A 12411-nucleotide genomic window follows, 5' to 3' on the forward strand; every position below is an offset into this window, starting at 1 on the left:
GCGGCGTTTCTCTCCCGTCGCGGGCTCCGCGTGTGGCAGATCTCCGAGCAACACCACCGGCGCGCGGGACGCGTCCACGAAAGGGCCACGCGATGGAGTCGATTGCATACGATCCGGCGCCCCCGGAAACGGGGGGCCCGGCGCACACCGCCCCGCCCCCGGACCCCGCGGTCCTCCGCGACCGCGCACGCGGCGCCCTGCTCGGCCTCGCCGTCGGCGACGCGCTCGGCGCGCCCGCCGAGAACCTGCGGCCCTCCGAGATCCGCCGCCGCTGGGGCCGCATCGAGGGCTTCGTCAGCGAGAACCCGGCCGGGACGGACGACACCGAGTACGCCATCTTCTCCGGGCTGCTGCTCGCCCGGCACGGCTCCGCGCTGACCGTCGCCCACGTGGAGAAGGCCTGGCACACCTGGATCGCGGACCTGGACGAGGGTCCCTTCCGGGGCGCCGGGTTCAGCGAGCGGGGCACCCTGGAGAACCTGCGGCGCGGCCTCGCCGCCCCCATCTCCGCCCAGCACCGGCACGCCTGGAGCGACGGCCTCGCGATGCGCGCGGCCCCGTTCGGGGTGTTCGCCGCGGGCCGCCCTGCCGAGGCGGCCCGGCTGGTGGCCATCGACGGCTGCGTCAGCCACGAGGGCGAGGGCATCTACGGCGGCCAGGCGGTGGCCGCGGGCGTGGCGGCCGCGATGAGCGGCGCGAGCGTCACCTCGGTGATCGCGGCGGCCCTGTCGGCGGTCCCGATGGACTCCTGGACCGCCCGCTCGCTGCGCCGCGCGGTGGTGGCGGCGCAGCGCGTCGAGCCGGACCCGCTGGTGCGCGAGCGGACGGTGCGCTCGGCGGTGGTGATCGGCGGCTACCCGTGGACGGACCTGGCACCGGAGGCGGTCGGGCTGGCCTTCGGCGCCTTCGCGGCGGCCCGCGGGGACTTCCGTACGTCGGTGCTCACCGCGGTCAACATGGGCCGCGACGCGGACACCACGGCCGCGGTCGCCGGGGCCCTGGCGGGCGCCCGGGTGGGGGCGACGGCGATCCCGGAGGAGTGGTCCACGGCCATCGGCCCGGTCCGCGGCACCTGCCTCCCGTCGATGGAGGGCCACCACATCCTGGACATCGCCGACCTCCTGACCCCCGACGAGGAGACCACCCGATGACCGGCACCTCCCACCCGGCCGTGGGCACCTCGCCCCCCGCTGTGGGCAATCGTTCCGCTGAGGCGGAACGGGTGGGCACCTCACCCCCCGCTGTGGGCAACCGTTCCGCTGACGCGGAACGGGTGGGCACAGCGGAACGCTCCGGGCGACCGGCTCTCCACCACCCGCACCCGGAGGCCCCGCACCGCTCGGAGGCCCTCCCCCCGACCCCGACCCTGCACTCCCGCATCGAGGGCCTCCTCCTCGCCCTCGCCGCGGGCGACGCCGCGGGCTGGCCCGCCGCCCGGCACCGCGCGGCCCGCATGCCGGAGTGGACCCGACGCCTCACCCGCGAACTGGACACCTTCGCCGAGCAGAACGCCACCACCACCCTCCCCGTCCCCATCGCCCTCAACCAGCCCCCCGAACCCCTCCGCCTCGGCCCCTCCGACGACGCCGAGTGGGCCACCTTCACCGCCCTCACCCTGGTCACCGCCCGCACCACCGGCACCACCGTCCCCACCGCCCTCGCCCAGGCCTGGAACGCGCTGGCGGGCGAGGTCGCCGCCGCCTCCGCGCGCGCCCCCGAGGTGGAGTCGGCGGTGCTGCCGCTGCGCGCCCGCATCTCCGTGCGCGCGGGCCTGGGCAACCTGGCCACCGGGCTGCGCCCGCCCGCCACCGGCCACGACAACCCGCACTACTTCGACGACGCCGCCTGCGTACGGGCCGCGGTCCTCGCCGTCGCCCACCCCGGCGACCCCGGCGCGGCGGCCGGGCTCGCCGAACTGGACGCCCGCTACACCCAGGACGGCGACGGGGTGCACGGCGCCCGCGCCATGGCCGCCGCGGTCGCCGCCGCGCTCGGCGGCGCGGACACCGACGACGCCGTGGCCGCCGCGCTCGCCGAACTGCCGGAGTCCACCGAGATCGGCCGCAACGCCGCCCACGCCGTCAAGCTCGCCCGGGGCGCGTCGAGCGCCTTCGAGCTGGTCCCGCTCCTGGAGCACCAGATCGTGGACCACGTCTACAGCTACGGCATCGCCGCCGCCGAGACCGTCCCGGTGGCGCTGGCGCTGGCCGTCGCCGCCCGGGGCCGTACCGCCGAGGCCGTCCCCGCGGCGGCCTGCCTGTCCCGGGTCGCCGACTCGGCGCCCGCCCTGGCCGGGGCGCTGACCGGGGCGCTCGGCGGCGCGGACGCGATCCCGGGCACCTGGCGCGACGCCTGCCGCACCCTGGCGGGCTGCGCGCTTCCCCGGCTCGCGGGCACCGACCTGGTGGAACTCGCCGGGCGCCTGGCACCCACGGAACCGGCGTCCGGGGGTGGACAATTCGCCCATGACGACGCTCACTCTGGAGGACCGGATCACGGGGAGCCTGGTCGGCGCGGCGGTCGGTGACGCCCTGGGCGGCCCGGTCGAGGGCTACACCCCCGAGCAGATCACCGAGCGGCACGGCGGCCGGGTCACCGGCATCGTCGGCCCGTGGCACGCCGACGACTGGCGCACGGCACGGCCCATCGCCCCGTACCACAAGGGCGACGGGCACGTCACCGACGACACCCTGATGACGCACGCCCTGGTGCGCGTGTACGCGACCGTGCGCGACCACCTCGACGCGTACGCCGCCGCCGACCACCTGGTCCCCGAACTCATCGCCAGGCCCGTCTGGATCCCCGAGCTGGAGGCCGAGGCACTCCCCCTCCAGCGGATCTTCCTGGCCGAGAAGTGGCTGGTGGCCCGGCTGCACTACGGTCACGTCGACCCGCGCGAGGCGGGCACGGGCAACATCGTCAACTGCGGCGCCGCGATGTACATGGCCCCGGTCGGCCTGGTCAACGCCGCCCACCCGGCCGCCGCGTACGCCGAGGCCGTCGACCTCGCCGGCGCCCACCAGTCCAGTTACGGACGCGAGGCCGCGGGCGTCTTCGCGGCGGCCGTCGCCGCGGCCTGCGTCCCCGGCGCCACCGCGGCCTCCGTCGTCGACGCGGCGCTCGCCCTCGCCAAGGACGGCACCCGCGCCGCGATCGAGGCGGTCGCCGAAGCGGCCGACGGGCACACCGACTTCGAGTCCGCGCTGCGCCCGCTGCGCGCGGCCGTCGCCCCCTTCGACACCGTGGGACCCGACTACCGCGCCCCCTCCCTGGGCGCCCGCCGCCCCTCCCGCCTGCACTCCATCGAGGAACTGCCCGTCGCCCTGGGCATGCTCCTGGTCGGCCGGGGCGACTTCCGCCGCAGCGTGCTGGGCGCGGTCAACTACGGCCGCGACTGCGACTCCATCGCCACCATGGCCGGGGCGATCGCGGGCGCCCTGCACGGCGAGTCGGCCGTCCCGGCGGGCTGGGCCAAGCAGATCGCCGAGGCCAGCCGCCTGGACCTGCACGCCCCGGCGGACGTGCTCGCCGGGGTGGCCCGCGAGGTCTTCGCCCGCGACACCGCGCGCCGCCGGGCCCACGAGGCGGCGTTCGCCCGGCTGACGGGGGCCTGATGCTGCGGCTGACCTGGGTCCAGCCGGAGGACCTGCTGGGCCACGAGCTGCGCCAGGCCGCCGAGGACGGCCGCGACGCCGGGCTCGTCGCCCGGGCCTGGGCCGACGCGGGCGGCCACCCGGCACCGCACGCCGCGGGCGCGTCCACCCCGCCCGCGCCCCCGGACCTGCGCGCCCTGGCCCTGCGGCTGCTCGACGAACTGGCCGCCCTGCCCAGCCCGCTGGCCGCCGACGAGCCGACCGCCCTGGACGCGATCCGCGCCGCCTGCCCCGACTGGCCCGCCCCGCCCGCGCACCGGGCCGCACCGGCGGACCTGCTCCCCCGGCTGCACGCGGCCTGGCTGGGCCGCGCGGCAGGGTGCCTGCTCGGCAAGCCCGTCGAGAAGCTGCCCCTGCCCGCGATCCGCGCCCTGGCCCGCGCCACCGGCAACTGGCCGCTGACCACCTGGTTCACCGCCCGCGGCGTCCCGGACGAGCTGCTGCGCGCACACCCCTGGAACCGCCGCTCGGCGCCCACCTCGCTCGCCGAGAACATCGACGGCATGCCCGAGGACGACGACCTCAACTACCCCCTGCTCAACCTCCTCCTGCTCCAGCGGTACGGAAAGGGGTTCCGCACCGAGGACGTGGCCGCCCTCTGGCTCGACGAACTCCCCGCCGCCCGCACCTTCACCGCCGAGCGCGTCGCCTACCGCAACCTCCTCAGCGGCCTCGAACCCCCGCTCACCGCCACCCACCACAACCCGTTCCGCGAGTGGATCGGCGCCGCCATCCGCGCCGACGTACACGGCTGGACCCACCCCGGCGACCCGGCCGCCGCCGCCGAACAGGCCCACCGCGACGCCGTGCTGACCCACACCGCGAGCGGCGTGCACAGCGCGATGTTCCTGGCCGCCGCGCTCGCCACCGCCACCACGGGCGCCGACGTGCACACCGCCCTGGCCACCGGACTGCGCGTGGTGCCCGCGCGCTCCCGGCTGGCCGCGGCGGTCCGGCTCGGCATCGACACCGCCCGCGCCGAGCCGGACTTCGACACCGCCGTCGACCGGCTGCACCGCGCCCACGCCGGCTACCACTGGGTCCACGCCGTCCCCAACGCCGCGCTGCTCGCCGCCGCCCTCACCCACGCCGACGGCGACTTCACCCGCTCCCTCGGCAACGCCGTCGCCGCGGGCCTCGACACCGACTCCAACGGCGCCACCGCCGGCTCGCTGGCCGGACTGCTCGCGGGCGCCCCCGACCGGCTGCCCGACCGCTGGACGGCCCCGCTGAAGAACCGCCTGTCCACCTCCGTCCCCACCTTCGACGGCATCGGCTTCGACACCCTCGCCGCACTCACCCACAGGGAGGCCACCCGCCCATGACCGACATCGTGGTGCTCGGCAGCACCAACATGGACCTCGTCGCCTACGTGACACGGGCCCCCGAGCGCGGCGAGACCGTGACCGGCCGCGAGTTCCGCACCGTCCCCGGCGGCAAGGGCGCCAACCAGGCTGTCGCCGCCGCCCGCGCCGGGGCCGAGACCTCGATGATCGGGGCCGTCGGCTCCGACGAGCACGGCGCCCGGCTGCGCGCCTCGCTGGAGGGCGCCGGGGTCATCACCGACCTGCTGCGCACCGCCGAGGGCCCCTCCGGCACCGCCCACATCGTGGTCGACGACGGCGGCGGCAACGCGATCGTCGTCATCCCCGGCGCCAACGCCTCGCTGACCTCCCTCACCCCCGGCGACGAAGCCCTCATCGCCACCGCCGACGCCCTGCTCCTCCAGCTGGAACTCCCCCTCCCCGTCGTCGTCGCGGGCGCCGTCTCGGCCCGCCGCGCCGGTGTCCGTACGATCCTCACCCCCTCCCCCGTCGTCGACCTGCCCGCCGAACTCCTCGACGCCACCGACCTGCTCGTCCCCAACCAGCACGAGGCCGCCGCCCTGTGCGGGATCGCCGACCCGGGCGCCGCCGCCGAGGCCCTGCTGCGCCGGGTCCCCGAGGTGGTGATCACCCTCGGTGCCGAGGGCTGCCTGCACGCCGCCCGCGGCGCCGCCCCGCTGCTCGTCCCGGCCCCCGCCGTCAAGGCCGTGGACACCACCGCGGCGGGCGACACCTTCGTCGGGGCGCTGGCCGTCGCCCTCGCCGAGGGCTCCCCGGTGCCCTCGGCGCTCCACTGGGCCGCCGCGGCCGCCTCGCTCTCCGTGCAGCGCGAGGGCGCCTCGTCCTCCATGCCCTACCGCTCGGAGATCGACGCCCGGGCCGGCGCCGCCTCATGACGCCCCCCGAGGCCGGGGGCGACGCGGCCCCGGAGCAGCCCCCGGCCCCGCTGCGGGGGCTGCGCGTGCTCGACCTGGCCACCCTCTTCGCGGGCCCGCTCGCCGCCACCCTGCTCGGCGACTTCGGCGCCGACGTGATCAAGGTCGAGCACCCCCGCAAGCCCGACCCGTCGCGCGGCCACGGCCCGGCCAAGGACGGGGTGGGCCTGTGGTGGAAGCTGCTGGGCCGCAACAAGCGGACCATCACCCTGGACCTGTCCACCCCCGGCGGCCGGGACACCCTGCTGCGGCTGGCCGCCGACGCCGACGTGGTCATCGAGAACTTCCGCCCGGGCACCCTGGAGAAGTGGGGCCTGGGCTGGCCCGAACTGTCCGCCTCCAATCCGAAGTTGATCCTCACCCGCGTCACCGCCTTCGGCCAGTACGGCCCCTACGCGCACCGCCCCGGCTTCGGCACCCTCGCCGAGGCCATGTGCGGCTTCGCCGCCCTCACCGGCGAACCCGGCGGACCGCCCACGCTCCCCCCGTTCGGCCTCGCCGACTCGATCGCCGCGCTCGCCACCTCGTACGCCGTGATGACCGCCCTCGCCGCCCGCGCCGCCACCGGGCACGGCCAGGTCGTCGACATGGCGATCATCGAGCCGATCCTGACCGTGCTCGGCCCGCACCCGCTCTGGTACGACCAGCTCGGCTACGTCCAGCCGCGCACCGGCAACCGCTCCCGCAACAACGCCCCGCGCAACACCTACCGCACCGCCGACGGCAGTTGGGTGGCGGTCTCCACCTCCGCCCAGTCCGTCGCCGAGCGCGTGCTGCGGCTGGTCGGCCGCCCGGAGCTGGTCGACGAGCCGTGGTTCGCCCAGGGCGCGACCCGCGCCGAGCACGCGGACGTCCTGGACGAGGCGGTCGGCTCCTGGATCGCCGCCCGCGACCGGGACGAGGTCCTCGCCGCGTTCGAGGAGGCGGAGGCCGCCGTCGCCCCCGTCTACGACGTGCGCGACGTGATGACCGACCCGCAGTACCGCGCCCTGGACACGGTCACCGCCGTCCCCGACCCCGAACTGGGCACCGTCCGCATGCAGAACGTGCTCTTCCGGCTGTCCGAGACGCCCGGCTCCATCCGCTGGACCGGCCGCCCGCACGGCGCCGACACCGACGCCGTCCTGGCCGAACTGGGCCTGACCCGCCCCGAGATCACCGCCCTGCGCACCGAAGGCGCCGTATGAGCACCCCCCTCCCCTGGCTCACCTGGCTCTACGCCCCCGGCGACCGCCCGGCGGTCGTGGCCAAGGCCCTGGCCTCCGGCGCCGACGTGGTCATCGTCGACCTGGAGGACGCGGTGGCCCCGGACCGCAAGGCCTACGCCCTGGCGGCCACCACCGAGCTCCTGTCCTCCCCCCAGCCCGTCCCCGTACACGTCCGCGTCCACGCACACCACGACATCCCATCCCTGGCCCCTCTCCCCGGCCTCGGCGGCTTGCGTCTTCCCAAAGTGACACACGCCACTGACATCGCCCGGGCCGCCGACCTCGCCCCCGGCGTCCCGCTCTACCCGCTCCTGGAGTCGGCCCTGGCCGTCGAGCACGCCTACTCCCTGGCCCGGGCCCACCCGGCGGTCGCCGGAGTGGCCCTCGGCGAGGCCGACCTCCGCGCCGACCTGGGGGCGCGGGAGGACGCCGCGCTGGACTGGCCGCGCTCCCGGCTGGTGGTCGCCGCCCGCGCCGCCGGACTCGCGCCCCCGGCCCAGTCGGTGTTCCCGCACACCGGCGACCCGGACGGGCTCGCCGCCTCCTGCGCCCGGGGCCGCGCCCTGGGCTTCCTGGGCCGGGCGGCGATCCACCCGCGCCAGCTCCCGGTCATCGAGCGGTCCTACCTGCCCACCCCGCAGGAGGTCAGCGAGGCCGAGGAGGTCGCCGAGGCCGCGGCCACCGACTCCGGGGCCCTCGCGCTCCCCGACGGCCGCTTCGTGGACGCCGCCGTGGTCGAGGGCGCCCGACGCGTCCTGGCCCTGGCCCGACGGGCCTGAGCGCCCCGCCGCCACGGGCCGGAGCGCCGCGCCCCGGCCCCGTACGGCGGACCGGCGATGCGTCCGCACACGCCGAAGGGCCGCCGGAACCCTGGGGTTCCGACGGCCCTTCACAGCTACACGAGCGGGCGTCAGCCCTTCTTGGCCGACTCCGCGTCGTCCTTCACGCCGTCCTCCGGCTGCTCGCCTCCGGCCGCGTCGGCGTCCGTGTCCGCCGTCTTGCCCTCGGCGTCCGCAGCGTCCTTCTCGGCGGCGTCCCCGGAAGCCGCGCCCTCGGCACCGTCCCCGGAGCCGTCCTTGGCCGGCGACACAGCGCCCGGCTCCACGACCTCCTCGCGGCCCGGCCGCACCCGCGACGAGACCACGATGTAGGTGACCGCGAGCACGAACACGACCAGTGCGGTCCACACGTTCAGCCGCAAGCCGAGCACGTGGTGCGCCTCGTCGACGCGCATGTACTCGATCCACGCGCGGCCCGAGCAGTACGCGGCGACGTACAGCGCGAACGCCCGGCCGTGGCCCAGCTTGAACCTGCGGTCGGCCCAGATGACCAGCAGGCCGACGCCGACGCACCACAGCGACTCGTACAGGAACGTCGGGTGGTAGAAGCCCGCGTCGCGGTTGGGGCCCGCCGTGATCTTCAGCGCCCAGGGCAGGTCGGTCGGCTTTCCGTACAGCTCCTGGTTGAACCAGTTGCCCCAGCGGCCGATCGCCTGCGCGAAGGCGATGCCGGGGGCGAGCGCGTCGGCCCAGGCGGGCAGCGGGATGCCGCGGCGCCGGCAGCCGATCCAGGCGCCGACGGCGCCGAGGGCGATGGCGCCCCAGATGCCGAGGCCGCCCTCCCAGATCTTGAAGGCGTCGACCCAGTTCTCACCGTCGCTGAAGTACAGCTGGTAGTCGGTGATCACGTGGTAGAGACGGCCGCCGACGAGGCCGAACGGCACCGCCCAGACGGCGATGTCGGCCACCGTGCCGGCTTTGCCGCCCCGGGCGATCCAGCGCTTGTTGCCGAGCCAGACGGCGACGAAGACACCGATGATGATGCAGAAGGCGTAGCCGCGCAGCGGGACGGGTCCGAGGTGGACCACTCCGGTCGACGGGCTGGGAATGTAGGCAAGGTCCATGGCAGACCCGACGCTACCCTGCCGGGCGGGCGCAGTCGCAACCCGCCCGGCAACGTCTGAGTAACGAGCCGGTGCTCAGCCGGCGGCGGAGGGGCTCGCCTTGCCGGGCCGCTTGCCCTTGTTGGCCTCGGCGACCCACTTCTTCAGGTTCTCCGGGGAGATCTGCTCGTCGCCCTTCTTCGGGAAGATCGGCTCCCCGTTCAGCAGGACGGTCGGGGTCCCGCTGAAGCCGCCCTTCTGGAAGGCGTCGTTGGACTTGCGCACCCAGCCGTCGTGGGTGCCGTCGTTGACGCAGGAGGTGAAGGCGGGGGCGTCGAGGCCGGGCACCTTGCCCGCGAGTTCGAGCAGCTTGCCGTTGTCGGCGAAGGTGTCCTTCGTCTCCTCGGGCTGGTTCTGGTAGAGCACGTCGTGGTACGCGGGGAACTTGCCGGCCCCCTGCGCGCACGCGGCGGCGTTGGCGGCGCGCAGCGAGCCGCTGCCGCGCATGTTCCCGTCGATGATCGTGGCGAGGTGGTACTCGGCCTTGAGGGCTCCGGACGCCTCCAGTTCGTGGATGGTGTCCCGGAACGCGTTCTCGAACTGGGCGCAGGCCGGGCAGCGGAAGTCCTCCCACACCGTCAGCGTCGAGGGGGCGTCGGCGGCGCCCACGGGGATGGCCAGCTCGTCCTTGCCGGTGGCTCCGGCGGGGGCGACCACGGGGCCGGCCGCGTCGCTCTTCTTGTCGTCCCCGGCGTTGGCCGCCAGGACCCCGGCGACCGCCGCCAGGGCCAGGACGCCGACCACGGCGGCGCTCACGACGAGGACGCGCCTGCGCCTGTCGCGGGACTTGTCCTGCTCGCGCTGCTGTTGGAGCCGCTCTCGGGCGGTCCGCTTTCCGTCACGGTTCTTCTCGCTCACGCCCGGCAAACGAACCGGGGAGGCACGTGCGTGCCTCCCCGGTCCCAGGTCCACCCGATCGGGCTACGAAACCCCCGGCCGGGCTAGCGGCCTGAGCGCACGCCCTTGGCGAGGTCGGCGGCCAGGTGGCGGACGGCGGCGAGCCCCGCCTCGTGGCCGTCGGCGTCGAGCATCCGCTTGACGAAGGCGGAGCCCACGATGACGCCGTCGGCGAAGCCGGCGACCTCGGCGGCCTGTTCGGCGTTGGAGACGCCGAGGCCGACGCAGACCGGCAGGTCGGAGGTGGCGCGGGTGCGGCGCACCAGGTCGGCGGCGGACGCGCCGACCGAGGCGCGGGTGCCGGTGACGCCCATCAGGGACGCGGCGTAGACGAAGCCGGAGCCGGCCGCGGTGATGGTGGCCAGGCGCTCGTCGCGGCTGCTGGGGGCGACCACGAAGACGGTGGCCAGGCCGTGCTTCTCGGCGTGCTCGCGCCACACCGCGGACTCCTGGACCGGCAGGTCGGGCAGGATGCAGCCGGCGCCGCCCGCCGCCGCGAGCTCCTCGGTGAAGCGGGCGATGCCGTAGCGGTCGATGGGGTTCCAGTACGTCATGACGAGCACCGGCTTGCCGGTGGCCGCGTGCGCCTCGCGCACCGTGCGCATCACGTCGGCGATCTTCACGCCGCCGCGCAGCGCGATGTCGTCGGCGGTCTGGATGACCGGTCCGTCCAGGACGGGGTCGCTGTGCGGCAGGCCCACCTCGACGACGTCGGCGCCGCCGTCGAAGGCCGCCTTGACCGCCTCGATGCCGCCGTCGACGGTCGGGAACCCGGCGGGCAGGTACGCGATGAGCGCGGCCCGGTCCTCGGCCCGGGCCTGCGCGAGGGTGTCGCTCAACAGCTGGATGTTGCCGCTCACTTGGCGTCCCCCTCGGCCGAGTCGTACAGCCCGAAGTAGCGGGCCGCCGTGTCCATGTCCTTGTCGCCGCGCCCGGAGAGGTTGACGACGACCAGGCCGTCCTTCCCGAGCTCGCGGCCGACCTCCAGCGCGCCCGCGAGCGCGTGGGCGCTCTCGATGGCCGGGATGATGCCCTCGGTGCGCGACAGCAGGCGCAGGGCCTGCATCGCGCCGTCGTCGGTGACCGCGCGGTACTCGCCGCGGCCGGTGTCCTTGAGGTAGGAGTGCTCCGGGCCGATGCCGGGGTAGTCCAGGCCGGCCGAGATGGAGTACGGCTCGGTGATCTGGCCCTCCTCGTCCTGCAGGACGTAGGAGCGGGAGCCGTGCAGGATGCCGGGCTCGCCGGCGGTGAGCGTGGCGGCGTGCTCGCCGGTCTCCACGCCGTGCCCGGCGGGCTCGCAGCCGATCAGGCGGACCCCGGCGTCGGGGATGAACGCGTGGAACAGGCCGATGGCGTTGGAGCCGCCGCCGACGCAGGCGACGGCGGCGTCGGGCAGCCGTCCGGCGCGCTCCAGGATCTGGCGACGGGTCTCGACGCCGATGACGCGGTGGAAGTCGCGGACCATGGCCGGGAAGGGGTGCGGACCGGCGACGGTGCCGAACAGGTAGTGCGTGCGGTCGACGTTGGCGACCCAGTCGCGGAACGCCTCGTTGATGGCGTCCTTGAGGGTGCGGCTGCCGGACTTCACGGGGACGACCTCGGCGCCGAGCATCCGCATGCGCGCCACGTTCAGCGCCTGGCGCTCGGTGTCGATCTCGCCCATGTAGACGGTGCACTCGAGGCCGAACAGGGCGCAGGCGGTCGCGGTGGCGACGCCGTGCTGTCCGGCACCGGTCTCGGCGATGACGCGGGTCTTGCCCATGCGCTTGGTGAGCAGGGCCTGGCCGAGCACGTTGTTGATCTTGTGCGAGCCGGTGTGGTTGAGGTCCTCGCGCTTGAGGAAGACCCGTGCGCCGCCCGCGTGCTCGGCGAAGCGGGGCACCTCGGTCAGGGCGCTGGGGCGGCCGGTGTAGTTGACCATCAGGTCGTTGAGCTCGGCCGCGAACTCGGGGTCGGACTTGGCCTTGTCGTACTCGACGGCCACCTCGTCGACCGCGGCGACGAGCGCCTCGGGGATGAACTTGCCGCCGAACGCGCCGAAGTAGCCTTCGGGGCTCGGCACCTGGCCTTCGGGGTCGGGAACGAAGAATTCGCTGGTCATGACGGATTGCTCCTGGGACGTCAGCTGACGGTGGTCACGGTACGCGCACGCGGCCACGGCCGGGCGGCCTGTGGAAAACCTCGTCCCACGGAGCCCGTCGGCGGCTCAGGCGCGCGAGCGCCCCTGCCATCGCATCCCGTTGACCTGGCCGGGCTCGTCCCCGATCACGTACCGCACCCGTCGTCCGTGCACCCGGCGGGCCGGGGCGCGGCAGCCGCGCGGACGGCAGCCGCGGGCCAGCCGGGCGTACCGGTCGCGGGAGGCCGCGTCCGTGCCCGCGCACGCGCGCGTGCCCACCGGACGCGGCAGCGTCCGGCAGGTGGCGAGGGCGCGGGCGGCGGTCACGGCGT

Annotated in this window: 12 protein-coding genes; 7 read left to right on the forward strand and 5 right to left on the reverse strand. The window is 75.6% G+C overall.

Annotated elements, in window-relative coordinates; all coding sequences use genetic code 11:
• Positions 1–92 precede the first annotated feature (92 nt).
• From ABT160_RS11430 to ABT160_RS11460, 7 genes are read left to right on the forward strand one after another with little or no spacing between them, the layout of a single operon-like run.
• On the forward strand, positions 93–1151 hold the full coding sequence (locus ABT160_RS11430) for an ADP-ribosylglycohydrolase family protein (RefSeq protein ID WP_351646399.1): 1059 nt from the start codon (positions 93–95) through the stop codon (positions 1149–1151).
• Positions 1152–1171: 20 nt separating this feature from the next.
• Positions 1172–2527, forward strand: coding sequence for an ADP-ribosylglycohydrolase family protein (locus ABT160_RS11435; protein ID WP_502984204.1), 1356 nt, complete (start codon positions 1172–1174; stop codon positions 2525–2527).
• Complete coding sequence (locus ABT160_RS11440; RefSeq protein WP_351646401.1) at positions 2466–3614, forward strand: ADP-ribosylglycohydrolase family protein; 1149 nt, start codon at positions 2466–2468, stop codon at positions 3612–3614. The genes ABT160_RS11435 and ABT160_RS11440 overlap by 62 nt, the downstream gene beginning before the upstream one ends.
• Entirely contained in the window at positions 3611–4978 is a 1368-nt protein-coding gene (locus ABT160_RS11445; RefSeq protein WP_502984205.1) for an ADP-ribosylglycohydrolase family protein, read from the forward strand. The genes ABT160_RS11440 and ABT160_RS11445 overlap by 4 nt, the downstream gene beginning before the upstream one ends.
• Positions 4975–5874, forward strand: coding sequence for a ribokinase (gene rbsK / locus ABT160_RS11450; RefSeq protein ID WP_351646405.1), 900 nt, complete (start codon positions 4975–4977; stop codon positions 5872–5874). The genes ABT160_RS11445 and rbsK overlap by 4 nt, the downstream gene beginning before the upstream one ends.
• A complete protein-coding gene (locus tag ABT160_RS11455) occupies positions 5871–7100 on the forward strand; it encodes a CaiB/BaiF CoA transferase family protein (protein WP_351646407.1) in 1230 nt (409 codons plus the stop codon). Before rbsK ends, ABT160_RS11455 begins: the two co-directional genes overlap by 4 nt.
• The gene (locus ABT160_RS11460) at positions 7097–7900 is read left to right on the forward strand and encodes an HpcH/HpaI aldolase/citrate lyase family protein (protein ID WP_351646409.1); all 804 of its coding nucleotides are present in this window, start codon (positions 7097–7099) and stop codon (positions 7898–7900) included. The genes ABT160_RS11455 and ABT160_RS11460 overlap by 4 nt, the downstream gene beginning before the upstream one ends.
• 131 nt (positions 7901–8031) lie before the next feature.
• Here the strand turns inward: ABT160_RS11460 and lgt are convergent, their stop codons facing one another.
• From lgt to trpM, 5 genes are all read right to left on the reverse strand, one after another.
• Positions 8032–9024 carry a prolipoprotein diacylglyceryl transferase gene (gene lgt, locus ABT160_RS11465; RefSeq protein ID WP_351646410.1) on the reverse strand — a complete coding sequence of 331 codons (993 nt, stop codon included), beginning with the start codon at positions 9022–9024 and terminating at the stop codon, positions 8032–8034.
• 75 nt (positions 9025–9099) lie between these two features.
• Entirely contained in the window at positions 9100–9921 is an 822-nt protein-coding gene (locus ABT160_RS11470; RefSeq protein WP_351646412.1) for a DsbA family protein, read from the reverse strand.
• An 83-nt stretch (positions 9922–10004) separates the two neighbouring features.
• Entirely contained in the window at positions 10005–10820 is an 816-nt protein-coding gene (trpA, locus tag ABT160_RS11475) for a tryptophan synthase subunit alpha (RefSeq protein WP_351646414.1), read from the reverse strand.
• Entirely contained in the window at positions 10817–12061 is a 1245-nt protein-coding gene (gene trpB / locus ABT160_RS11480) for a tryptophan synthase subunit beta (RefSeq protein WP_351646416.1), read from the reverse strand. The genes trpA and trpB overlap by 4 nt, the downstream gene beginning before the upstream one ends.
• A 105-nt stretch (positions 12062–12166) precedes the next feature.
• On the reverse strand, positions 12167–12406 hold the full coding sequence (trpM, locus tag ABT160_RS11485) for a tryptophan biosynthesis modulator TrpM (protein ID WP_351646417.1): 240 nt from the start codon (positions 12404–12406) through the stop codon (positions 12167–12169).
• Between the last annotated feature and the right edge of the window lie 5 nt (positions 12407–12411).

The organism is Streptomyces sp. NPDC001941, assembly GCF_040296945.1.
Classification (GTDB): Bacteria; Actinomycetota; Actinomycetes; order Streptomycetales; family Streptomycetaceae; genus Streptomyces.

What these genes read in the sequence shown, in the direction of transcription:
- ABT160_RS11430 (WP_351646399.1), top strand. Translation starts at nt 93, where the DNA reads ATGGAGTCGATTGCATACGATCCGGCGCCCCCGGAAACGGGGGGCCCG.
- ABT160_RS11440 (WP_351646401.1), top strand. Translation starts at nt 2,466, where the DNA reads ATGACGACGCTCACTCTGGAGGACCGGATCACGGGGAGCCTGGTCGGC.
- rbsK (WP_351646405.1), top strand. Translation starts at nt 4,975, where the DNA reads ATGACCGACATCGTGGTGCTCGGCAGCACCAACATGGACCTCGTCGCC.
- ABT160_RS11455 (WP_351646407.1), top strand. Translation starts at nt 5,871, where the DNA reads ATGACGCCCCCCGAGGCCGGGGGCGACGCGGCCCCGGAGCAGCCCCCG.
- ABT160_RS11460 (WP_351646409.1), top strand. Translation starts at nt 7,097, where the DNA reads ATGAGCACCCCCCTCCCCTGGCTCACCTGGCTCTACGCCCCCGGCGAC.
- lgt (WP_351646410.1), bottom strand. Translation starts at nt 9,024, where the DNA reads ATGGACCTTGCCTACATTCCCAGCCCGTCGACCGGAGTGGTCCACCTC.
- trpB (WP_351646416.1), bottom strand. Translation starts at nt 12,061, where the DNA reads ATGACCAGCGAATTCTTCGTTCCCGACCCCGAAGGCCAGGTGCCGAGC.